The following is a 21,252-nucleotide window of genomic DNA, read 5'->3' as shown; positions in this document are numbered from 1 at the left end:
GCAGCGCGTCAGTCGACCTGCTCGGCGCCCGATACCAGCGCCACGAAGCGGTCGAGCCCGATGTTGCCACCCGACAGCGTGACGCCCACACGCTGCCCCTTGAACTGCTCGCGGTGGTTCATCAACGCGGCCAGCGCACAGGCACCCGAGGGTTCGAGCACGAGCTTCAAACGCTCGAAAACAAAGCGCATCGTATCGACCACCTGCGGGTCGGTGGCGGTGAGCACGCCCTTGACCAAGGCCTGAATCACCTCGAAGGGGTGTTTGCCGACGGCCTGCGTCTGCTGCCCGTCGCAGATCGTGCGTGGCACGTCGATGCTGACGATCTTGCCGGCCTGCAGCGACTGCTGCATGTCGTTGCCCCGCGCAGGCTCGGCGCCGAAGACCTCGATTTGCGGCAGCAGGTGCCTGGCCGCGACCGCGCAGCCCGACAGAAACCCCCCGCCGCCGGCACAGACGATCAGCGCGTCGAGCGGGCCGGTGTCTTCGATCAGCTCCAGCGCGGCCGTGCCCTGCCCGGCCATCACCGGCAGGTAGTCGAACGGCGGGATCAGCGTGGAATTTCGTTCCTGCACCAGCGCGGTGGCGATGGCGGCGCGGTCTTCCTTGTAGCGGTCGTAGAGGATCACTTCGGCGCCGTAACCACGCGTGGCGGCGAGCTTCAGGCTCGGGCTGTCGTGCGGCATCACGATCGTCGCCCGGCAGCCATGCAACTGCGCCGCGAGCGCCACCGCCTGGGCGTGGTTGCCCGACGAAAAGGCGACGACCCCGCGGGCACGTTGCGCGTCGCTCAGCGCATTGATCGCGTTGTAGCCGCCGCGGAACTTGAACGCGCCCATGCGCTGCAGGTTCTCGGCTTTCATGAAGACGCTGCAGCCGAGCAGGGCGTCGAGCGTGCGCGAGGTGAGCACGGGGGTGCGGTGGGCCACACCCTGGATGCGGGCGGCGGCGGCCTCGATGTCGGCAAATTCGAGCATGGCGTGGGGCTGGAGTTGCGATGGGCAGAGGGCTGATCGTAGCGGCTGGCCGTCGATCTGGCCCCGGCGTCAGGTCGTGTCGCCCGCCGCCTGCGCGTCACGTCGGCACTGCGATTGCAGTTCGGCCCACCCTTCGGTGCCGAGCGCTTCGAGCGTGCGGATGTTCGCCTCGTAGATCGTGTCGGCCTCGGGGAAAGCATCGACGGCGCGCTCCACGCTGTCTTCGCGCAGCAAGTGCAGCGTGGGGTACGGCGAGCGGTTGGTGGCGTTGCCCATGTCGCCGTCTTCGGTGCCGGCGAACTGGTACTGCGGGTGAAAGCTCGCGACCTGGACGATGCCGGTCAAATCCATCGCGTCGAGCAATTCGTCGGCTTCGTCGAGAAAGTCGTTGAACTCGGCGAAGTCGACCAACGCCTGCGGGTGAACGAGCAGCGTGGTTTCGATCTTTTCGGGTGAGGCCTCGGCGAGCAATTCGAGCTCTTCGCGCAGCACGGCGAGCAACGATCCTGCGTCGCGCGCTTCGCTGACCACGCATCGAATCTGCCCCTTCACCAGCGGCGCTTTCGCAAAGGGGCACAGGTTCAGGCCCACGACAGCGCGCGTGACCCAGGCGATCGTCTCGGCCGCCACGGGGGTCGTCATGCGGCCACCGGCTGCGTCAGATAGCCCTTCAGCATGCGCACGATCTCTTGCGTGGCCGCCTTCAGCGACACGCCTTTCGGCCGCTCGAGCACCACTGCGTGGATCAGCGCGTGCGCCGAGTGCATCAGCATGAAAGCGGCGAGCTTCAGATCGGGCGTGGTGATTACGCCGCGGTGTCGCGCCAGCAGGGCCACGATGCGCTGCTCCATCACGACCACGTACTCTTCTTCCAGCGAGGGCTTGTCCATCGCGCCGAGCTGCAGTTCGAGCACGGCGTGCAGGTCGGAATCGACGCGGTGGGCTTCGACCGTGGCCTCGACGAGCCCGGCGAGCGCGTCGTCGAGCGTGGCGTCCATGGCCTTGGTCATGGCGCGCTGGATCACCGCCATCATCTGCTCGCCGTGGCGGGCGTGCAGCGCGGAAACCAGCGCCTCCTTGTTCGGAAAGTACTGGTAGAGCGACCCCACGCTCACGCCGGCCCGCTCCGCCACCGCGTTGGTGGTCACTGCCGCGAAACCGCGCTCGATCAGAATGCGAGCCGTGGCATCGAGAATGGCCTTCACGGTGGCCAGCGAGCGCGACTGGCGCGGCGCTTTGCGGGGGGAAACCTGGGCGGTCATGGTGGTGTGCCGGCCGAACCGGAATGCGAGTAGTCAATGCGAGTAAAAGCTCGCATAGTGTGGTCACCGCGGCACCTGCCGTCAAGCTCGCACGGCGCCCACATGTTGCAACGATCCCGCACTTTTTTCATGCTGCTCAAGGCCACGACGGCCTGGCGCGTGCTCGACCACGAAGCGCAACGCGACGCTTTCGACGCGGCATTGATGACCGTCTTCAACGGTTTCCCCGAGCTGCGCATGCGCTGGTTCGACGCCGGCGCCTTTCACGGCCGCTGCACCCAGGTGATCGTGTGGGAACTGGCCCGCGGCGCCGACGAATGGCAGTACGAAGCGGCGGTCGAGGCGCTGTACGCGCAGCCGTTCTTCGGCGCCCCGCTGTTCGAGATCGTCGACGTGATCCCGGGCGTCGAAGACGACTGCGCGCTCGACAGCACCCCCGACACGCTGCCGCTCGAAGCCTTTGCCCTGTGAGCGGTGCCCGCTGGTGGCGCCTCAGAGCGCCTCGTGCACGCGCATGAAGCTCGCAAAGCGCGGCAGGCCGGTGTTCGTCAGATCGCGGTATCGGTAGGTGACGACGCTGCCGATGGCCGGTGGCGCGCGGCGTTGTGCATCGCTCAGGCCGCTGCCGATCATGAAGTGGCGGCCTTCGGGCGTTCGAACCTCGAGCGCACCGAGCAAGCCCTGATATTTGCCGCGCCCGGCATGGTGCCGCACCACTTCGGCTTCAGCGTCGAGCTGCGGCTTGAGCTTGACCAAGACCTCGCTGCGGCCACTGCCGCTGGCCGACGAAGCCAGGTGCAGCATCAGGCCTTCGCCCCCTTGCGCCACTGTCTGGGCCAACTGGCGTTGAAGGCTTTCGCGGTCGACCACCGCTGAGTGCGGCACAGCCACCAGCTGCGACCAGCCGGTGTCGCGGGCGATCGCGCCGATGCGCTCTGCGCGCTCGCTGAAGGTGCCGGCGGCGCCGGGCAGCTCGAAGACCATGTAACGCAGCTCGCGCCAGGCGGCATCGTCGGGCGTCTGCGCGCGCACCAGGCCCGAAAGCTCGTCGAAGCGGCGCCGGCCCAGCCACAACTCGCCGTCGAGAGGATGGCGCGGCAGGCGGTCGGTGAACCAGCTCGGCGCGGGCACGGTGCGGCCGCTGCGAAAACGCAGGGTGCGCCCGTCCCACAGACCGCGCACGCCGTCGTACTTCTCGCTGACGAGATAACCAGCCGGGTCGATGTGCGCGCCGAACACGCCCGCCAGCAGAGGCTCGGGGGCAGCCGCAGGCCGCGCCAGAGCGCTTGTCGTCGGCAGCGTGGTGGCAGCGAGGGTCAGCAGCAGGTGTCGTCGCAGCGGGTTCATCGTCGGGTCCTTGGCGGTTGATCGAATGCCGCCATGGTGTCGGGCTAGCGCGCCGGGCACCATCCGCCAGAGGGGCTCGCACCGGTGGGGGCGCTCCGAATGGGGAGGAAACGCGGGCCTGCTTCCTATAATCGAACGCACTGTCTCCCGAGCCCCCGCCATGAGCCCCGACTTCAAACCCGACGAGATCGAGCGCACCGCGCAAGCCGCGTGGGCCGCCGCCGACGCCTACCGCGTCACCGAAGACACGTCGCGCCCGAAGTACTACGCCTGCTCGATGCTGCCCTACCCCAGCGGCAAGCTGCACATGGGCCACGTGCGCAACTACACCATCAACGACATGCTCGCGCGCCAGTTGCGCATGAAGGGCATGAACGTGCTGATGCCGATGGGCTGGGACGCCTTCGGCCTGCCGGCCGAGAACGCGGCGATGAAGAACAAGGTGCCGCCCGCGAAGTGGACCTACGACAACATCGCCTACATGAAGCAGCAGATGCAGGCGATGGGCCTGGCCATCGACTGGAGCCGCGAGGTCACGACCTGCGACCCGGCCTACTACAAGTGGAACCAGTGGCTGTTCCTGAAGATGCTCGAAGCCGGCATCGCCGAGCGCCGCACGCAGGTCGTCAACTGGGACCCGGTCGACCAGACCGTGCTGGCCAACGAACAAGTGATCGACGGCCGCGGCTGGCGCAGCGGCGCACCGGTCGAGAAGCGCGAAATCCCGGGCTACTACCTCAACATCTCGAAGTACGCCGACGAACTGCTCGACCAGGTGCAGCACCACCTGCCCGGCTGGCCCGAGCGCGTGAAGCTGATGCAGGAAAACTGGATCGGCAAGAGCGAAGGCGTGCGCTTCGCGTTCCCGCACACGATTCGCGCTGCTGATGGCCAGGCCATCGGTGACGGCAAGCTGTGGGTCTTCACGACCCGCGCCGACACCATCATGGGCGTGACCTTCTGCGCCGTGGCCCCCGAGCACCCCCTGGCTGCGCATGCTGCGGCTTCCGACCCGAAGGTCGCCGCCTTCATCGCCGAATGCAAGGCGGGCGGCACCACCGAGGCCGAGCTCGCCACGCAAGACAAGAAGGGCGTGCCGACCGGCCTGTTCGTCGAGCACCCGCTCACCCACGAGCCGATCGCGGTCTGGGTCGGCAACTACGTGCTGATGAGTTACGGCGACGGCGCGGTGATGGGCGTGCCCGGCCACGACGAGCGCGACTTCGCGTTCGCCAAGAAGTACGGCATCGACATCCTGCAGGTCATTCACGTCGACGGCGCACCACACTTCACCTACGACCACTGGCAAGAGTGGTACGGGCTGAAAGACCTGTCGGGCGAACGCGCCGTGACGATCAACTCCGACGTCTACAGCGGCCTCACGTTCAAGCTCGCGATCGACGCCGTGGCCAAGGCGCTGGAGCTGCGCGGCCTGGGTGGCAAGAAGACCACCTGGCGCCTGCGCGACTGGGGCGTGAGCCGCCAGCGCTACTGGGGCACGCCGATCCCGATCATCCACTGCCCGAAGTGCGGCGTGGTGCCGGTGCCCGCGGCCGACCTGCCGGTCGTGTTGCCCGAAGACCTGATCCCCGACGGTTCCGGCAACCCGCTGAACAAACACGCGGCGTTCCTGAACGTGGCCTGCCCCACGTGTGGCCAGCCGGCGCGGCGCGAGACCGACACGATGGACACCTTCGTCGACAGCTCGTGGTACTTCATGCGCTACTGCGACCCGAAGAACGCCGACGCGATGGTCGGCGACGGCGCGAAGTACTGGATGCCGATGGACCAGTACATCGGCGGCATCGAGCACGCGATCCTGCACCTGCTGTACGCGCGCTTCTGGACCAAGGTCATGCGCGACCTGAAGCTGGTCGAGGTCGACGAGCCCTTCACCAGGCTGCTCACTCAAGGCATGGTGCTCAACGAAGCCTTCGTGCGCGTGGGCGCCGAAGGCGGGCGCGATTACCAATGGGCCAGCGACCTCGACATCGTGCGCGACGAACACGCCCACGTGGTGTCGGCTGCCGCGAAGAGCGACGGCGCCGCCGTGCAGTACGAAGGCTGGACGACCATGTCCAAGTCGAAGAACAACGGCGTCGACCCGCAGGAGCTGATCGCCCGTTACGGCGCCGACACCGCGCGCCTGTTCGTGATGTTCGCGTCGCCACCCGAGCAGACGCTGGAATGGAACGACGCCGGCGTCGAAGGCGCGAGCCGTTTCCTGAAGCGGCTCTGGAACTTCGGCGTCAAGCGTGGCGACCGGCGCGGCACCGGCCCGGCCCAGGCCGACACGGCGGGCGACGCCGTGAGCGCATTGCGCTTCGAAGTGCACACCGTGCTGCGCCAGATCAGCTACGACTACGAGCGCATGCAATACAACACCGTGATCTCCGGTGCGATGAAACTGCTGAACGCGCTCGAAGGCTTCAAGGGCGAGGCGCCGGCCGCCGTGCGCGAAGGCCTGGGCATCCTGCTGCGCGTCTTGTACCCGGCTTGCCCGCACACCACCTGGGTGCTGTGGCGCGAACTCGGCTACGCAGCCGCGCACGGCGAACTGCTCGACACGCCCTGGCCGCAGGTCGACGAAGCAGCGCTGGTGCAAAGCGAGATCGAGTTGATGCTGCAGGTCAACGGCAAGCTGCGCGGTTCGATCCGCGTGGCCGCCGATGCCGGCAAGCACACCATCGAAGCGGCCGCGCTGAAGAGCCCCGACTTCATCAAGTTCGCCGAAGGCAAGCGCCCGAAGAAGGTGATCGTGGTCCCGGGCCGGCTCGTCAATGTCGTCGTCTGAATGACGAGCCGCCGCAGCCTGCTCGCCGCCGGTGCAGCCCTGCTCGCGGGTTGCGGCTTCGAGCTGCGGCGCGCGCCCGAGCTGCGTTTCCAGACCGTGCAGCTCACCGGCTTCAAGCCGCGCTCGACGCTCGGCGAAGAACTGCGCCTCACGATCAACACCAGCACCACCACGCGCGTGGTGGTGGGCCTCGACCAGGCGCAGGTGATTCTCGAATCGCTGAACGACGCCACCGAGAAAAGCGTGGTCGCCAGCAGCTCGGCCGGGCAGGTGACGGAATTCCAGCTGCGCGCGCGATTCAAGTTCCTGCTCCGCAGCGTGGCCGGCAAGGAGCTGATCCCGGCGACCGAGATCCTGCTCAGCCGCGACATGAGCTACACCGAAAGCGCAGCGCTCGGCAAGGCGCAGGAAGAGGCCACGCTCTACCGGATCATGCAGACAGACATCGTCTCGCAGGTGCTGCGCCGGCTCGCTTCGGTGCAGACTTTCTAAATAAATGATGCCCCCACGCTCACTTCGTTCGCTGCCCCCCGAGGGGGCGCAGGCCATCCTTGGGGCGGCCCGGCGGAAGGCCTGATCCATGCAGGTCCGCCCAGAACAACTCGCCGCGCAGCTGCAGAAGGGCTTGCGCCCGCTGTACACCGTGTGGGGCGACGAGCCGCTGCTGGCGCAGGAAGCCGGCGACCTGATCCGCGCCGCTGCGCGCGCCAGCGGCTGCAGCGAACGCCAGGTGCACACCGTGGCCGGCCAGCACTTCGACTGGAGCGGGCTGCTCGGCGCCTCGATGGCGATGAGCCTGTTCTCCGACCGGCAGCTGATCGAGATCCGCATCCCGTCGGGCAAACCGGGCAAGGACGGCTCCGAGGCCTTGCAGCGTTATTGCGAAACGCTGAGCGACGACGTGGTCACGCTGGTGCAATTGCCACGCCTCGACCGCACGCAGCAGAACAGCGCCTGGTTCACCGCGCTCGACGCGGCCGGCGTGACCGTGCGGGTCGACCCGATCGAGCGCAAGGCCCTGCCGGTGTGGATCGCGCAGCGCCTCGCGGCGCAGAAGCAGCGCGTGCACCCCGGCGAAGAAGGCCAGCGCACGCTGGCGTTCTTTGCTGACCGCGTCGAAGGCAACCTGCTCGCCGCGCACCAGGAAATCCAGAAACTCGGCCTGCTCTACCCGCAAGGCGAACTGAGCTTCGAGCAGATCGAAGCGGCCGTGCTCAACGTGGCCCGCTACGACGTGTTCAAGCTCGGCGAAGCCGTGCTCGCCGGCCAGCTGGCGCGCGCGCTGCGCATGCTCGAAGGGCTGCAGGCCGAAGGTGAAGCGGCGGTGCTGGTGCACTGGACGCTGACCGAAGACATCCGCGCACTCAAACGTGTGCGCGACGCGATCGGCGGTGGCAAGCCGCTGCCGATGGCGCTGCGCGAAGCGCGGGTGTGGGGCGCGAAAGAGCGCCTGTTCGAGCGGGTGGTGCCGATGCTGAGCGACTCGGCTGTCGCGCACCTGCTCGACGCCGCGCAGGTCTGTGACGGCCTCGTCAAGGGCCTGAAGCACCCCGACTGGCCACTCGAACCCTGGGAAGGGCTGAAGCGGCTGGTGCTGATGCTGGTGGAGTGCACGGCGGCCACGCCAGCAGCACGCAAGCCGGCGCGTTTCGTGTTGACCGCCTGACGCGCGGGCGCGGGCGCGGGCGTCAGCGCTGCTCGATCGGCTGACCCGCCACGCCTTCGGCCCGGTTGCGCCCGGTGCCCTTGGCGGCATACAGCGCTGCATCGGCGCGCTGCAGCAAGGTGTCGGCGGTGTCGCCCGCGCTCACGCTGGTCACCCCGGCGCTGATGGTCACGCGGTGGTCGCCGACGAGCGGCGTGGCGGCGATGTGTTCACACAAAGCGCTTGCCTTGCGGCAGGTTTCGTCGAAGCGTGTTTCCGGCAGAACGACGATGAACTCCTCGCCACCCCAGCGGCCCAGCGTGTCGACGTGCCGAAGTTCGGCCAGCGCCCGTGCTGCCAGCGCCACGAGCGTCTTGTCGCCGGCGCTGTGCCCGTAACGGTCGTTGATGGCCTTGAAGTGATCGACGTCGATCAGCACGATCGAGAACACGTGGCCGTAGCGCGCGAAACGTTGCAGCTCGGCCTCGATCACTTCGGCCACGCGCCGCCGATTGGCCAGCTGCGTGAGCTCGTCGGTATTGACGAGGCGCGCCAGTTCGTCGGCGGTGACCTGCGCCATCTGGAAGCGCAGCTGGTAGCTCGAGAAGAAGTACAGCGCGCCGATCAACACCGCCGACACCATGTGCAGCTGCACGGTGAAGTTGGCGAAGGGTTGCTCTGCACCACCGGCCAGATAGGGCAGGCTGATCGAGACGAACAAGGCCAGGATCGCCAGCGAGATCCGCAGGCTCGCGCGGTGGCCGGCCAGCGTGAACACGAACACGTAGATGACCGGGATCCACAGGTACAGCGGCTGCAGGTCGATGCTCGCACCGAACGTCGGCGAGTACAGGCGCAGCGCCATGCACACGGCGCACAGGCCGGCCGCGAACAACAGGCAGGCCATGTCGACGACCTGCGGTGGCAGCAGGCGCTTCCACACGATCACGAACACGGTCGGGTGAAACACCATGTTCAGGCCGAACACGCCCCGCAGCACGGGCGACGACTGGCCGCGCGATTCCATCAGGGCCCAGGCAGCACCCGAGCTCAGCCAGCTCAGGGCCAGGATGGCCATCAGCACCACACGCTTGAGCTGCCCGGCCGGCGTCGGGCCGCGCGGGTTCAGGCGCGATTCAGGCGTCACGCGCGCGTGTTTCGAAAGCCCTGGGCCGACGCCACGCCGAGCACGACGAAGAGCAGCAGCACGAGGCCTTGTGTCGCCCCGAAGACCGGCGCCGCCGGGCTGGGGGCGAGCATCGCCATCGCCGGAATCTTCGCGAACAGCTGCGCCAGCAGCACGAAGACGTTCAGGTAGAGCGCTGCCACGCTGAGCACGACGAAGGCCCTTCGCCAGGCGCCTTCGAGATGCTTCAGATACAGCGCCACGATGGCCCCGAGCAGCACCAGCAGCGACAGCGCCCCCACCATGTGCGAGGGCAGCAACTGCACGAACGGAAACCCGAACCCGGTCAGGTTGGTCAGCACGGTGGTCACCAGGAACAGCCCGGCCCAGCGCCGGAACAGCACGCCGGCCATGAGCCCGCCGACGACCACCAGGCCAGAGAAAATGCCGACCAGGCTGAGCAGCACGTGGACGAGCAGAAAGGTCTTGGGGTCGACAGGCATGGGGTGGTCCTCGGGGGGGCCGTCAGCACGAGCATCGGCCGACCCTCGGCAACGACGGCTCGTCAGTGTAGATGCCGACTCGCTTCCCGCCGGCGCTTCAGCGGCAGGCCGTGGCCGTGCTCGCGCGTTGCCCCGTGAACGTGCCACCCAGTTCGGTGGCGCTGCTCCACACGCCCGTGAACTGCCGCGCTGAATCGATGCCGCCCGCGAACTGCGCCAGCCCCGCGAAGCCCAGTGCCGCCGACACCCGCTGCGCGCCGAGGCCCAGGCGCACCACCGTGCCGAGGCCGGGCACCTGCGCGCCACCGGCCGGGTTGCTGGCGCTGCCGGCCACGAGGCCGGTGTAAGCGTCGATGGTCGCCGACCAGCTGCCCTGGCTGGTGCCCGAGTAGCTGCCCTGGTAGCTGCCGGCCACGTCGCAATAGAGTGGCGCGGCTGGGGTGGCGCCACCCGCAGGGCTGGTGAGCACGAGCAGCACGAAGTCCGGCGAGTCGATCAGCAGCGTCGTGAACACGACCTGCAGCAGATCGAGCGCGGCGTCGTGAGCGTCGGCGGGCGTGGCGACAAACGGCCCGTTCACGAAGTTGATGTTGCGCGGCAGCAGCGCTTCGGGGTCGAGCCGGACCAGCCAGTCGAGCACGTTCACGGTGGCGTCGATCAGGTCGAACGGGTCGATCAGCAGCAGGCCGAGCGGCAGATCGAACAGGCCGTTGGCGTCGAAGCGCGCGGCCGAGCTGACCACGGCGTGCGACATCGGCGTGAGGTTGAGCGTGTTCTGCGCGGCCCGCGAGCCGAGCGACACGCCCACGTAACGCTGCGTGTTCGGTGCGGGCGTGCACCCGGCCTGCGCGCCGCAGGCCAGCGTGCCACCTTCGACGCGTGCCACCACCGGCCAGACAAAACCCGACACGTCGTCGAAGCTGTAGCTGCCATCGCTGCGTGTGGTCTGCGTGGCGCTGCGGCCGGCCACGTCTTTCAGCGTGACGGTCGCGCCGGCGATCGGCCGGCCGGTGGCGGCCGTGCCCGAGAGGCTGGCCGAGCCTTGCCCACCCAGAGAAAAGTCGCCACCCCCGCCGCACGCGCTCATCAGGGTGGCAGCCACCAGCGCAGCGACCGCACGGCAACGCAGGAGCAGGTTCGGGTTCATCGCGTGGCCTCCGTTCGAGCGCAAATTGTGCCCCCGCCGGGCCCACGCTTCAGCGTCATTCAGTAACCGCGGCCGCGCTCGACCAGGTGCGACGGGGTGCGCCCGGCACGGAAGGCGCGCAGGTTGTCGGCCGCGATCGAGGCCGCGCTGCGCGGGTCGGTCTGGGCCGCCACGTGCGGCAGAACCGTGACCTGCGGGTGGCGCCAGTAAGCGTGCTCGGCCGGCAACGGCTCGGTGCTGAACACGTCGAGCACGGCGTGTTGCAGCTGCCCGCTGTCGAGCGCGGCGAGCAGGTCGGCGTCGACCACGTGCGCGCCGCGCGCCAGGTTGACGAGGCTCGCGCCGGGCATCATTTGCGCGAACCTCGCGGCGCTGAACAAGCCGCGCGTGGCTGGCGTGAGCGGCAGCAGGTTGACGACGATGTGCGCCGAGGCCAGGAGCGCGCTCAACGCAGCGTCACCGCTCGCCGTGGCGACACCTTCGAGCACCGCCGGGTTCGCGCTCCAACCCGACACACGGTAGCCGCGCTGCGCGATCGCGCGTGCCGCCGCACGGCCCATCTGGCCGAGGCCGAGCACCGCCACGCCGATCTCGTCGGCACGCTGCGGCGCGTGCTGTTGCCAGTGCGCCGCGCCTTGCTGCACGGCGTAGTGGAAGAACCGGCGGTGCAGGCCGAGCACGGCCCACAGTGCGGTCTCGGCCATCGCCGCGTTCATCGACGGGTCGACCATGCGCGCCAGCGGCACGCCGGCCGGCACGCTGGTGTCGAGCAGCAGGCGGTCGACGCCGGCCCACAAAGACTGAATGAAGCGCAGGCGCGGCAGGCCTTGCAGCGCACCGATCGGCGGGTTGGCGACGAGCGCGACCTCGATGCGCTCGCGATCGAAGGGGTCGCCAGCGCGCACGAACTCTTCACCCGGCATCGCCGCCGCGAGCGCCGGCCACCAGTCGGCCCACTCTTCGGCGCTGAAATCGGCGGCGATCAGGGTGGCCATGCCGCAGCGTTCAGGTCGACGAGGCCGCGCCGAGCAAACGCGCCAGCGCGTGCTGCACCGTCTGCTCGCGCACCGCGGCCCGGTCGCCACCGAGTTGCAGCAACTCGCTGTGCGTTGCACCGCCACGCCGCGCCAGCCCGAGCCAGACCGTGCCGACCGGTTTGCCCTTGGTGGCGCCACCGGGCCCGGCGATGCCGGTCACGGCGACGGCGAGTTGCGCGCGCGAATGCGACAACGCCCCTTCGGCCATGGCCCGCGCGACTTCTTCGCTGACCGCTCCCACACGCTGGATGAGCACGGCATCGACGCCGAGCAGCTCGCTCTTGGCTTCGTTCGAGTAGGTGACAAAGCCGCGCTCGAACCAGTCGCTCGAACCCGCCACCGCGGTGCAGGCCGCCGCGATCAAGCCGCCGGTGCACGACTCGGCGGTGGCGATCTTCGCGCCTTTCGCGCGCAGCACATCGGCGAGCGCGAGCACGGCCGCTTCGAACTGCTTCACAGGAACCTCCACAGCGCGATCACGAGCAACGTGCAGAGCGCGGCGACCAGGTCGTCGAACAGGATGCCGAAGCCCTGTGCCCAGCCCACCGGCTGGCCGCGCCGGCCCTTGAAGTACGCGTCGGCCCAGGCCACCGGGCCGGGTTTGGCCGCGTCGAAAAAGCGGAACAGCACGAAAGCCCAGAACTGCGCCCACCACCCCGCCGGCGTGACCAGCCAGAGCACGAGCCAGAACGCGACGACTTCGTCCCAGACGATCGCACCCGGGTCGGCCACCGCCATGTGGCGCGCGGTGACCGTGCAGGCCCACCAGCCGGCCAGCGCGCTCAGCAGCAGCAGCATCGCCCATCGCAACGGGCTCATGTGCGGCTGCAGCACCACGAACGCCACCCAGGCCCACAGCGTGCCCACCGTGCCCGGCGCCACCGGCGACAGGCCGCTGCCGAAGCCGAGCGCGATGGCGTGCGCCGGGTGCGCGAGCATGAAGCGCCACGTGGGCTTGCGCGGCGCGGTGGCGACCGGCGGGTCGAGCGCGGGCCGGGTGTTCATGACTTGAAGTGGTCGAACGACACGAACCGGTTCTCGACCGCCTGCCCGGCTCCGTCCACAAGGCGCAGGCCGGCTTCGCTGTCGATGCGGCCGATGCGCGTGACCTGCACGTTGGCCCGCTGCGCCGCGGCCTGCACCTGCTCGGCGCACGCTGGCGGCGCGCTGAACACGAGCTCGTAGTCGTCACCACCGGCCAAGGTGAACTCGTGCTGCAGTTCGGCCGGCAGCGTGGCGAGCACCGCACTGCGTGGCAGCGCATCGACCTCGACGGTCGCGCCCACGTTCGAGCGCCGCAGGACGTGCGCCAGGTCACCGAGCAGGCCGTCGGACACATCGATCGCGCTGGTGGCGATGCCACGCAGCGCGGTGCCGAGCGCGACCCGCGGCTGCGGTGTTTCCATCGCCAGGCGCACGCTGTCGAACGCCGGCCCGGGCAGCGCGAGGGTGCCGCGAAACACCTCGAGCGCGGCGCGTGCGTCACCGAGCGTGCCGCTCGCATAGAGGTCGTCTCCGGCGCGCGCGCCCGAGCGCAGCAGCGCCTGGCCGGTGGGCACTTCGCCGAACACGGTGATGCACAGGTTGAGCGGGCCCTGCGTGGTGTCGCCACCGATCAGTTCGCACTCGTGCTGGTCGGCGAGCGCGAGCAGGCCTTGCGCGAACCCCGCGAGAAAGCTCTCGTCGACGCGCGGCAGCGCCAGCGCGAGCGTGAAAGCGACCGGCCTCGCACCGCAGGCCGCGAGGTCGCTCAGGTTGACCGCGAGCGCCTTGTGGCCCAGCCGCTGCGGCGCGACCGTGGGCAGGAAGTGGCGGCCCTCGACCAGCATGTCGCTCGACACCGCGAGCTGCGTGCCGGGCGAGGTGGCGAAGAGCGCGCAGTCGTCGCCCACGCCGAGCGCCGCGCGCTTCACGCTGCGGGTGAAGTACTTCGCGATGAGGTCGAATTCGCCGAGGGCCATGTGCGCATTGTCGCCCGCGGGGCGCCGCACTTCAGGCCGGCCGATCGCGCAGCAGGTTGGCCAGTTCGACGGCCGACTTCACGTCCATCTTCTCGAACACGCGCGCGCGGTGGACTTCGACGGTGCGCACGCTGATGTCGAGCGCGTCGGCGATCAGCTTGTTGGGGCGGCCTTCGACCACGAGTTTCATCACCTCGAGCTCGCGCTCGGTGAGTTCTGACAGGCGCTCGGCGCGGGCCGCACGTTCGAGCCGCGCCCGGATCGCCACCTCGCTCTGCTGAAGCGCCTGCTCGATGCGGTCGACGAGCGCGTTGTCGGAGAACGGCTTCTCGACGAAGTCGAAAGCGCCACGCTTGACGGCGCCGACGGCCGTGGGCACGTCGCCGTGGCCGGTCAGGAAGATCACCGGCAGCGCAGCCAGCACGCCGCGCTCGCTCAGGCGATCGAACAGCGCCAGGCCGCTCATGCCGGGCATGCGCACGTCGAGCAGCAGGCAGCTCGGGGCGCCGGGCCAGGCGTCTTTCGAGGTGGCAGGCAGGCCGTCAAGGAACTGCTCGAAGGCCTCGGCGCTGCCGAAGGATTCGGAGAGCAGGCGGCGCGAGCGCAACAGCCAGGCGAGCGCGTCGCGCACCACTTCTTCGTCGTCGACGAGGTAGACCATCGGCCGGCCGAGGGCGGGCGCAAGAGGCTGGATCATGGTGGCATGAGCTCGCGGGCGACGGCGCGGTCGCGTTTGGCGGAATCGGACACTTCGGCCGGCAGTGTGAACCGGAATTCGGTGCCCACGCCCCGCGCCGACTCGGCCGACTCGAGATTCTGGAAGTCGAGCACACCGCCGTGCTGTTCGATCACCGTGCGGCACAGGCTCAGGCCGAGGCCCATGCCTTCGCTGCGGGTCGTGAAGAACGGCGTGAACAGGCGTCGCGCCACGTCGGGGGCGATGCCCGGGCCGTGGTCGACCACGCTGAACTCGACCCAGCGCGCCTGGCTCTGGCGCACGCGCAGGCCGAGCACGCGGTCGGCCAGGGCCGTGCCGTCTTCCATGGCCTGGATGCCGTTGCGCGTGAGGTTGAGCAGCACCTGTTCGATCATCGTGCGGTCGCACACCACGCGCAGCGGCTGCGCCGGCAGGTCGACCTCGATGCGGGTGCCGCTCTTGCGCGCCTGCAGCCGCGCCAGCGGCAGCACCGCGTCGATCAGCACGTCGACACGCCACGCTTCGCGCGGCTGCTCGCGCCGGCGCACGAAGTCGTGCACGCTCTTGATCACACGCCCGGCGCGCTCGGCCTGCTCGGCGATGCGCTGCGCGGCCTGGTGCAGCAGCGGCAAGGCGTCGGGGTCGGGGCTCTCGCGGTGCGTGTCGAGCAGGTTCATCGAACCGGCGGCGTAGCTGGCGATCGCGGCGAGTGGCTGGTTCAGTTCGTGGCTCAGCAACGAGGCCATCTCGCCCACGGTGGCCAGCCGCGCCGTGGCCTGCAGCCGCTCCTGCTGCTGGCGCGCCAGTTCTTCGACGCGGCGCTGCGCGCTGATGTCGAGCGCCGCGCTCATCCAGCCGGTGTGGCGGCCGCTGCCGTCGACCAGCGGCGCTTCGAAGATCAATACCGAGATGCGTTCGCCGCTGCGCTTGATGAAGGTGGTCTCGAAGCCCTCGCGCGATTCCTGCGGCGTCTGCTCTTCGGCCTTGCGGCCCAGGCGCACCTTCTGCCGGCTGGCGTATTGCGCGGCCAGCTCGGGTGGCCAGTACGGCGGGGTTTCGCTGCGCTGCAGTTCGGCCGCCGTGAAACCCACCATCTCGCAGAACGCCGGGTTCACGTAGGTGATGCGCCCGGTCAGGTCGCGCGCGCGCAGGCCGGTGGCGAGCGAATCTTCCATCGCCTTGCGAAAGGCCAGCGCTTCGGCCAGCGCGCCTTCGGCCCCGGCGCGCAGGCGCACGTCGCGCGCGAGCAGCACGACCACCGCGGCGAGCGCGAGCGACAGGCCGAGCACGAGCGCCACCGCGAGGTTGGGGATGAGCTGCGGGCCGCCGCTGTGGCTGTCGAGCCGCAGTTGCAGCGACTGTCCCGGCAGGTCGACCAGCCGCTCGGCCACGTAGACGCCCGCGCCGCGCTGCCGGCCGGCGCGCGCGACACGGGTGCCGTCGGTTTCGACGAACGAGAGCTCGTGGCCGCGGGTGATGTCGGGCGCGATCGTCTCGTCGAGCAGCTGCGCCAGTGCGACCGTGGCGCTGACAAACCCGTCGGGCCGGCCGGCGCTGAGCAGGGGAATGCACAGGTCGATGACCTCGACGCCCAGGCCGTCGGCACGCGGCACGAAGTAGCTGCGCGAAAACAGCGGCGTGGTGAAACGCTGGGCCGCGTTGCACGCGACCTGCAAGTCGAAGTCGAGATCGGCGCGCCGGAAGTGCGCGAACAGCGGCACCTGAAGCGGTGAGTCGGCGGCGTCGGTGATGCGCATCTGCGTGTCGCGGCGTTCGACGCGCAGCAACTCGCGGTGCGTGCGCAGCAGCGTGGTGGCCTCGGCATGCCAGACCGCCGGCGCGGGCTCGTTCCACAGCAGCGCCTGCAGGCTCTGCTGGTGCCGCAGCAGGCTCTGGCGCAGCTCGGCCGCGGCCGCGGCGGTGGCGGCGTCGACCTGTTCCTGCGCGCGGTTGCGTTCGTAGCTGATCGTCAGCCACACCAGCAGCGACTGCGCCACGACCAGCAGCGCGACGAGCGCGCCCCAGAGCGCGAGCCGGCGCATCGGCCAGGCACGCGCCGAACTGGTGGAAGAAGGCGGCTGATCGATCATGCAGGTCGCGGGCCGGAGTGCGCCGAGCAGTATGGTGGATGCCAGCGCTGCGCCGCTACGCAGTTTCGCGCATGGCGCAGGCTGCAACCCGGCGTCAGACTGCGCGCGGCAAGCGCGCTTTGTGGTCACGGTCGGCTCCTACAATGCCGGCTCGAACGCATGGCGCGATCGCTTCACGCCTCCGGCGCGACGACCCCACAACGAACGAGACAGCCCACCATGAACAACGCCGATCAAAAGGCCGCCGAGCTGCGCCGCGCCGCGCTCGAGTACCACGAGTTCCCGACACCGGGCAAGGTGGCGATCCACGCCACCAAGCAGATGGTGAACCAGCGCGACCTGGCGCTGGCCTACTCGCCCGGCGTGGCCTCGGCCTGCGAAGAGATCGTGGCCGACCCGGCCAACGCGTTCAAGTACACCTCGCGCGGCAACCTGGTGGCCGTGATCACCAACGGCACCGCCGTGCTCGGCCTGGGCGACATCGGCCCGCTGGCGGCCAAGCCGGTGATGGAAGGCAAGGCGGTGCTGTTCAAGAAGTTCGCCGGTATCGACGTGTACGACATCGAGGTCGACGAGAAGAACCTCGACAAGCTGATCGACGTGATCGCCGCGCTCGAGCCGACCTTCGGTGGCATCAACCTCGAAGACATCAAGGCGCCCGACTGTTTCTACGTCGAGCGGGCGCTGCGCGCGCGCATGAAGATCCCGGTCTTCCACGACGACCAGCACGGCACCGCGATCGTCGTCGGCGCGGCTTTCCTGAACGGGTTGAAGGTCGGCGGCAAGAACATCAAGGACGTGAAGCTCGTGACCTCGGGCGCCGGCGCCGCGGCGCTCGCCTGCCTGGGCCTGCTCGTCAAGCTCGGCCTGCCGCGCGAGAACATCTGGGTGACCGACCTCGCCGGCGTGGTCTACGAAGGCCGCACCGAGCTGATGGACGCCGACAAGATCGTGTTCGCGCAGAAGACCGAGCAGCGCACGCTGGCGCAGGTGATGGACGGCGCCGACGTGTTCCTCGGCCTGTCGGCCGGTGGCGTGCTGAAGAAGGAGATGGTCGCGAAGATGCGGCCGAACCCGATGATCCTGGCGCTGGCCAACCCCACGCCGGAGATCCTGCCTGAAGAAGTGAAGGAAGTGCGTGGCGACGCGATCATCGCCACCGGCCGCAGCGACTACCCGAACCAGGTCAACAACGTTCTCTGCTTCCCGTACATCTTCCGCGGCGCGCTCGACTCGGGCGCCACCACGATCACGATCGAGATGGAGATCGCCGCAGTGCACGCGATCGCCGAGCTCGCGCAGGCCGAGCAGAACGAAGTGGTGGCAGCGGCCTATGCCGACTCGGCCATGAGCTTCGGGCCCGACAACCTGATCCCCAAGCCCTTCGACCCGCGCCTGATGATGCGCATCGCGCCGGCGGTGGCAAAAGCGGCCGCCGACTCGGGCGTGGCAGCGCGGCCCATCACCGACATGGACGCGTACCGCGAGAAGCTGCAGACCTTCGTCTACGCCTCGGGCACGACGATGAAGCCGATCTTCAACATGGCCAAGCGCGCGCTCAACAAGCGCGTCGCCTACGCCGAGGGCGAAGAAGAGCGTGTGCTGCGCGCCGTGCAGGTCGTTGTCGACGAAGGCCTGGCCCGGCCGACGCTGATCGGGCGCCCCGAAGTGATCGCGCAGCGTGTCGAGAAGTTCGGCCTGCGCCTGGCGGCCGGCACCGACTACGACCTCGTCAACACCGAGAACGACCACCGTTTCCGCGACTATTGGCAGACCTACCACCAGCTCACCGCGCGCAAGGGCGTGACGGCGCAACTCGCCAAGATCGAGATGCGGCGGCGGCTGACGCTGATCGGCGCGATGCTGCTGCGCTCGGGCGAGGTCGACGGCATGTTGTGCGGCACCTGGGGCACGACCGCGCTGCACCTGCATTACATCGACCAGGTCATCGGCAAGCGCGAAGGCGCGCAGACCTACGCGTGCATGAACGGGCTGATCCTGCCCGGACGCCAGGTGATGCTGGTCGACACGCACGTCAACTACGACCCGACCGCAGCGCAGCTGGCCGAGATCACGATCATGGCCGCCGAAGAAATGATGCGCTTCGGGCTGCAGCCCAAGGCCGCGCTGCTCTCGCACAGCAACTACGGCTCGAGCAACCAGCCTTCGGCCGTCAAGATGCGCGACGCGCTGGGCTTGCTGCAGCAGCAGGCGCCCTGGCTCGAAGTCGACGGCGAGATGCACGGCGACACCGCGCTCGACGCCGCGGTCCGCAAGGAAATCATGCCCGACAGCCCGCTCACCGGCGAAGCCAACCTGCTCGTGCTGCCGAACATCGACGCCGCCAACATCAGCTACAACCTGCTGAAGACGGCGGCCGGCGGCGGCATCGCGATCGGGCCGGTGCTGCTGGGAGCGGCCAAGCCGGTGCACATCCTCACGCCTTCGGCGACGGTGCGGCGCATCATCAACATGACCGCGCTGACGGTGGCCGACGCCAACGCCGCACGCTGATCGTTGTGGCCACGCCGCGCCGGGAGGCGCGGCGCCCGGTGGAACCCGTTGCCGGGCACTTTCACACCCGCGTCACAATGACCGGGAAAACCCGAAGGCCTTGCCTATCCTGCGGGCGTGCCAAAACGGTGCTCGTGAATCCTCCCTACGAGCTTCGGAGTCTTTTTTTCAAAGGACTTTGAAGACAGCGTTTACTCACTTACGTCCGCATCAGCCTGCACCAATTTTAGGCAGAGGCTTGAGGTTTCACGGCCGATTCGGTAACATCGCGGCTTCTGATTTCAGGGATTTCCCGTGTTTTTCTCCGCTCGGCCACCATGGTGGCAAGCCCTACGCAACTGGGGGCTGGTTGTCACATTGGCGGGGTCGGTTCTGGCAGCAAGTACAGTCCAGGCCAAGGAACCGGTGCCGGAGACGGCCTTTGCCGGTGCGGCGGTCGCTCTGGCCGAGTTGCCGGCCGAGGCGCAGCAAACCCATCGCCTGATCCTTGCCGGCGGGCCGTTTCCGTACCGCAAGGACGGGTCGGTGTTCGGCAATCGCGAGCGGGCTCTGCCGGCGCAGCCGCGCGGCTACTACCACGAGTACACGGTTCGCACGCCAGGGTCGCGCGACCGTGGCGCGCGCCGAATCGTTTGCGGCGGGCGCGAGCCGGCCCGGCCGAAGGCCTGTTTTTACACCGGCGACCACTACGCGAGCTTTCGCCAGATCGCACCGTGAGCGCCGAACCTAGTTCGTTTTTTGAGGTTTGTTTTTTGACTTGAGGAGGAACGCGACCATGCTTTTGCAGACAGTCCGTCCGAACATTGTTCAATCGATCCGCGCATTCCGCGTGGAGGATCTGATGGAAGCGGCGCAAGGCGCCAGCCAGCACTTTCTCTACGCGAACCTGACCGCGGCCCAGTCCAAGCAGGACGTTCTCGAAGGCATTGCACAGGCATTCATGTTCCCTGCGCACTTCGGCAAGAACCTCGACGCGCTCTACGACTGCATGACCGACCTCGTGCACAAGTCGGGCTCGCAGCCCGGCTTCGTGGTTGTGCTCGAGCAGCTGCCCGACAACCCGCGCTTCGACCGCGAAGCGCGCGAGCAGTTGCTCGACGTGTTTCGCGACGCGGCCGACTACTGGGCCGAGCGAAAGATCGCATTCAGGTGCTTCTATTCTTTTCAGTAGCCCGCTCCCAAGAACTCGGGTCATGGGAGCGGGCGACGGATGTGGCCCCCAGCATTGCAGACAAGCCGGCCAAGCCGGCCGCCAAGAGCGCAGCGAACAGCAGCTTCGGCATGAACATGCCTTTGATGAGCAGCGCGTTCGACACGGCCATGTGGCTCAACGCCGCGTGAGCAGCTGAGCTCACTCCGGGCACCGCCCGGAGTGGCTCGTATCATTTCAGCGAGATCGCGGCCGCCAGGGCCAGGTACTCGCTCACCGGCACTTCTTCAGCGCGACGCTGAACGTTGAATTCGCCGCTGAACTGGCGCTCTTCGAGCCAGCGCCCCAGGGTGTGGCGCAGAAGCTTGCGCCGCTGCGAGAACGCGACGCGCACCAGTTCGCCGAGCAGCGCCTCGTCGACGCCCGCCACCACCGGCAAGGGCCGCATGCGCACGACCGCCGAATCGACCCGTGGCGGCGGCTCGAAGGCCTCGGGCGGCACATCGAGCACCGACTCGACGCGGTAGCGCCATTGCAGCATCACGCTCAGCCGCCCGTAGTCCTTGCCTCCGGGTTTGGCCGCCATGCGATCGACGACTTCCTTCTGCAGCATGAAGTGCTGGTCGATCACGTGTTCGACGGCGCCGAGCAGGTGAAACAGGATCGGCGTGGAGATGTTGTACGGCAGGTTGCCGACCACGCGCAGGCGCTGCCCGGCGCGAGCCGCCAGCGCCGCGAAGTCGACCTGCAGCACGTCGGCTTCGATCACCTCGAGCTCGGGCCGCTGGCGCAGCCGCTGCGCCAGATCGCGGTCGAGTTCGATCACGGTGAGCCGGTGGCAGCGCGCCACCAGCGGGTCGGTCATCGCGCCGAGGCCGGGGCCGATCTCGACCAGCGCTTCACCGGGTTCGGGCCGGATGGCGTCGACGATCGCGTCGAGCACCGCCCCGTCGGTCAGAAAGTGCTGGCCGAATCGCTTGCGTGCGATGTGCTGCGCCACGC

At 68.7% G+C, this 21,252-nt stretch carries 22 protein-coding genes; 8 read left to right on the top strand and 14 right to left on the bottom strand.

The annotated features are described in order from the left end of the window. Window positions 1-8: 8 nt before the first annotated feature. From AC30PD_RS05990 to AC30PD_RS05980, 3 genes are all read right to left on the bottom strand, one after another. Entirely contained in the window at window positions 9-977 is a 969-nt protein-coding gene (locus AC30PD_RS05990; RefSeq protein ID WP_489534741.1) for a threo-3-hydroxy-L-aspartate ammonia-lyase, read from the bottom strand. A gap of 69 nt (window positions 978-1,046) precedes the next feature. Beyond that, window positions 1,047-1,619, bottom strand: a complete 573-nt coding sequence (locus AC30PD_RS05985) for a DUF1415 domain-containing protein (RefSeq protein ID WP_489534740.1) — start codon at window positions 1,617-1,619, stop codon at window positions 1,047-1,049. After that, a complete protein-coding gene (locus tag AC30PD_RS05980; RefSeq protein ID WP_489534739.1) occupies window positions 1,616-2,239 on the bottom strand; it encodes a TetR/AcrR family transcriptional regulator in 624 nt (207 codons plus the stop codon). The genes AC30PD_RS05985 and AC30PD_RS05980 overlap by 4 nt, the downstream gene beginning before the upstream one ends. A gap of 102 nt (window positions 2,240-2,341) precedes the next feature. Here AC30PD_RS05980 and AC30PD_RS05975 point away from each other — a divergent pair, with 102 nt between their 5' ends. Further along, a complete protein-coding gene (locus tag AC30PD_RS05975; protein ID WP_489534738.1) occupies window positions 2,342-2,710 on the top strand; it encodes a darcynin family protein in 369 nt (122 codons plus the stop codon). Window positions 2,711-2,731: 21 nt separating this feature from the next. Here AC30PD_RS05975 and AC30PD_RS05970 read toward each other — a convergent pair whose 3' ends face one another. Next, entirely contained in the window at window positions 2,732-3,586 is an 855-nt protein-coding gene (locus AC30PD_RS05970) for a DNA ligase (RefSeq protein ID WP_489534737.1), read from the bottom strand. 160 nt (window positions 3,587-3,746) lie between these two features. Between AC30PD_RS05970 and leuS the strand changes: the two genes are divergently transcribed. The 3 genes from leuS (at window position 3,747) to holA (ending at window position 8,046) form a co-directional block, all read left to right on the top strand. Further along, window positions 3,747-6,380 carry a leucine--tRNA ligase gene (gene leuS, locus AC30PD_RS05965; protein ID WP_489534736.1) on the top strand — a complete coding sequence of 878 codons (2,634 nt, stop codon included), beginning with the start codon at window positions 3,747-3,749 and terminating at the stop codon, window positions 6,378-6,380. Further along, the gene (locus tag AC30PD_RS05960) at window positions 6,381-6,872 is read left to right on the top strand and encodes an LPS-assembly lipoprotein LptE (protein ID WP_489534735.1); all 492 of its coding nucleotides are present in this window, start codon (window positions 6,381-6,383) and stop codon (window positions 6,870-6,872) included. Between the two features lie 88 nt (window positions 6,873-6,960). Beyond that, window positions 6,961-8,046: a DNA polymerase III subunit delta gene (gene holA, locus AC30PD_RS05955; RefSeq protein WP_489534734.1), complete on the top strand. Its 1,086-nt coding sequence runs from the start codon at window positions 6,961-6,963 to the stop codon at window positions 8,044-8,046. Between the two features lie 22 nt (window positions 8,047-8,068). Here holA and AC30PD_RS05950 read toward each other — a convergent pair whose 3' ends face one another. The 9 genes from AC30PD_RS05950 to AC30PD_RS05910 form a co-directional block, all read right to left on the bottom strand. Further along, window positions 8,069-9,172, bottom strand: coding sequence for a GGDEF domain-containing protein (locus tag AC30PD_RS05950; RefSeq protein ID WP_489534733.1), 1,104 nt, complete (start codon window positions 9,170-9,172; stop codon window positions 8,069-8,071). Beyond that, window positions 9,169-9,654, bottom strand: a complete 486-nt coding sequence (locus AC30PD_RS05945; protein WP_489534732.1) for a hypothetical protein — start codon at window positions 9,652-9,654, stop codon at window positions 9,169-9,171. Before AC30PD_RS05945 ends, AC30PD_RS05950 begins: the two co-directional genes overlap by 4 nt. 97 nt (window positions 9,655-9,751) lie before the next feature. Beyond that, window positions 9,752-10,801: a carboxypeptidase-like regulatory domain-containing protein gene (locus AC30PD_RS05940; protein ID WP_489534731.1), complete on the bottom strand. Its 1,050-nt coding sequence runs from the start codon at window positions 10,799-10,801 to the stop codon at window positions 9,752-9,754. A 59-nt stretch (window positions 10,802-10,860) separates the two neighbouring features. Then, window positions 10,861-11,796: a 2-hydroxyacid dehydrogenase gene (locus AC30PD_RS05935; RefSeq protein ID WP_489534730.1), complete on the bottom strand. Its 936-nt coding sequence runs from the start codon at window positions 11,794-11,796 to the stop codon at window positions 10,861-10,863. Window positions 11,797-11,806: 10 nt separating this feature from the next. After that, window positions 11,807-12,295: a CinA family protein gene (locus AC30PD_RS05930; RefSeq protein ID WP_489534729.1), complete on the bottom strand. Its 489-nt coding sequence runs from the start codon at window positions 12,293-12,295 to the stop codon at window positions 11,807-11,809. Continuing rightward, entirely contained in the window at window positions 12,292-12,843 is a 552-nt protein-coding gene (locus tag AC30PD_RS05925) for a phosphatidylglycerophosphatase A family protein (RefSeq protein WP_489534728.1), read from the bottom strand. Before AC30PD_RS05925 ends, AC30PD_RS05930 begins: the two co-directional genes overlap by 4 nt. After that, window positions 12,840-13,799, bottom strand: a complete 960-nt coding sequence (thiL, locus tag AC30PD_RS05920; RefSeq protein ID WP_489534727.1) for a thiamine-phosphate kinase — start codon at window positions 13,797-13,799, stop codon at window positions 12,840-12,842. The genes AC30PD_RS05925 and thiL overlap by 4 nt, the downstream gene beginning before the upstream one ends. 31 nt (window positions 13,800-13,830) lie before the next feature. Then, on the bottom strand, window positions 13,831-14,496 hold the full coding sequence (locus AC30PD_RS05915; RefSeq protein ID WP_489534726.1) for a response regulator transcription factor: 666 nt from the start codon (window positions 14,494-14,496) through the stop codon (window positions 13,831-13,833). Continuing rightward, window positions 14,493-16,586, bottom strand: coding sequence for a sensor histidine kinase (locus tag AC30PD_RS05910; protein WP_489534725.1), 2,094 nt, complete (start codon window positions 16,584-16,586; stop codon window positions 14,493-14,495). Before AC30PD_RS05910 ends, AC30PD_RS05915 begins: the two co-directional genes overlap by 4 nt. 159 nt (window positions 16,587-16,745) lie before the next feature. Here AC30PD_RS05910 and AC30PD_RS05905 point away from each other — a divergent pair, with 159 nt between their 5' ends. The 4 genes from AC30PD_RS05905 to AC30PD_RS05890 all read left to right on the top strand — a co-directional run bounded on the left by AC30PD_RS05905 (window position 16,746) and on the right by AC30PD_RS05890 (window position 20,441). Continuing rightward, on the top strand, window positions 16,746-19,100 hold the full coding sequence (locus AC30PD_RS05905) for an NADP-dependent malic enzyme (RefSeq protein WP_489534724.1): 2,355 nt from the start codon (window positions 16,746-16,748) through the stop codon (window positions 19,098-19,100). 405 nt (window positions 19,101-19,505) lie between these two features. Continuing rightward, a complete protein-coding gene (locus AC30PD_RS05900; protein WP_489534723.1) occupies window positions 19,506-19,817 on the top strand; it encodes a guanyl-specific ribonuclease in 312 nt (103 codons plus the stop codon). A gap of 58 nt (window positions 19,818-19,875) precedes the next feature. Further along, window positions 19,876-20,271, top strand: a complete 396-nt coding sequence (locus tag AC30PD_RS05895) for a barstar family protein (RefSeq protein ID WP_489534722.1) — start codon at window positions 19,876-19,878, stop codon at window positions 20,269-20,271. Window positions 20,272-20,312: 41 nt separating this feature from the next. Then, window positions 20,313-20,441, top strand: a complete 129-nt coding sequence (locus AC30PD_RS05890; protein ID WP_489534721.1) for a hypothetical protein — start codon at window positions 20,313-20,315, stop codon at window positions 20,439-20,441. 41 nt (window positions 20,442-20,482) lie between these two features. Here the strand turns inward: AC30PD_RS05890 and rsmA are convergent, their stop codons facing one another. Continuing rightward, a complete protein-coding gene (gene rsmA / locus AC30PD_RS05885) occupies window positions 20,483-21,250 on the bottom strand; it encodes a 16S rRNA (adenine(1518)-N(6)/adenine(1519)-N(6))-dimethyltransferase RsmA (protein WP_489534720.1) in 768 nt (255 codons plus the stop codon). Window positions 21,251-21,252 lie beyond the last annotated feature (2 nt).

The sequence above is a fragment of the Rhizobacter sp. genome, assembly GCF_032229685.1.
Classification (GTDB): domain Bacteria; phylum Pseudomonadota; class Gammaproteobacteria; order Burkholderiales; family Burkholderiaceae_C; genus LMDS01.
This window is presented reverse-complemented; position numbering and strand designations above follow the sequence as displayed.

Excerpts from the sequence above, each read along its gene's own strand:
- AC30PD_RS05960 (WP_489534735.1), top strand. The coding sequence starts at position 6,381 with ATGACGAGCCGCCGCAGCCTGCTCGCCGCCGGTGCAGCCCTGCTCGCG.
- thiL (WP_489534727.1), bottom strand. The coding sequence starts at position 13,799 with ATGGCCCTCGGCGAATTCGACCTCATCGCGAAGTACTTCACCCGCAGC.
- AC30PD_RS05910 (WP_489534725.1), bottom strand. The coding sequence starts at position 16,586 with ATGATCGATCAGCCGCCTTCTTCCACCAGTTCGGCGCGTGCCTGGCCG.
- holA (WP_489534734.1), top strand. The coding sequence starts at position 6,961 with ATGCAGGTCCGCCCAGAACAACTCGCCGCGCAGCTGCAGAAGGGCTTG.
- AC30PD_RS05945 (WP_489534732.1), bottom strand. The coding sequence starts at position 9,654 with ATGCCTGTCGACCCCAAGACCTTTCTGCTCGTCCACGTGCTGCTCAGC.
- AC30PD_RS05985 (WP_489534740.1), bottom strand. The coding sequence starts at position 1,619 with ATGACGACCCCCGTGGCGGCCGAGACGATCGCCTGGGTCACGCGCGCT.
- AC30PD_RS05925 (WP_489534728.1), bottom strand. The coding sequence starts at position 12,843 with ATGAACACCCGGCCCGCGCTCGACCCGCCGGTCGCCACCGCGCCGCGC.
- AC30PD_RS05915 (WP_489534726.1), bottom strand. The coding sequence starts at position 14,496 with ATGATCCAGCCTCTTGCGCCCGCCCTCGGCCGGCCGATGGTCTACCTC.
- AC30PD_RS05975 (WP_489534738.1), top strand. The coding sequence starts at position 2,342 with ATGTTGCAACGATCCCGCACTTTTTTCATGCTGCTCAAGGCCACGACG.
- AC30PD_RS05905 (WP_489534724.1), top strand. The coding sequence starts at position 16,746 with ATGGCGCGATCGCTTCACGCCTCCGGCGCGACGACCCCACAACGAACG.
- AC30PD_RS05940 (WP_489534731.1), bottom strand. The coding sequence starts at position 10,801 with ATGAACCCGAACCTGCTCCTGCGTTGCCGTGCGGTCGCTGCGCTGGTG.
- leuS (WP_489534736.1), top strand. The coding sequence starts at position 3,747 with ATGAGCCCCGACTTCAAACCCGACGAGATCGAGCGCACCGCGCAAGCC.
- AC30PD_RS05990 (WP_489534741.1), bottom strand. The coding sequence starts at position 977 with ATGCTCGAATTTGCCGACATCGAGGCCGCCGCCGCCCGCATCCAGGGT.
- AC30PD_RS05895 (WP_489534722.1), top strand. The coding sequence starts at position 19,876 with ATGCTTTTGCAGACAGTCCGTCCGAACATTGTTCAATCGATCCGCGCA.
- AC30PD_RS05935 (WP_489534730.1), bottom strand. The coding sequence starts at position 11,796 with ATGGCCACCCTGATCGCCGCCGATTTCAGCGCCGAAGAGTGGGCCGAC.
- AC30PD_RS05980 (WP_489534739.1), bottom strand. The coding sequence starts at position 2,239 with ATGACCGCCCAGGTTTCCCCCCGCAAAGCGCCGCGCCAGTCGCGCTCG.
- AC30PD_RS05970 (WP_489534737.1), bottom strand. The coding sequence starts at position 3,586 with ATGAACCCGCTGCGACGACACCTGCTGCTGACCCTCGCTGCCACCACG.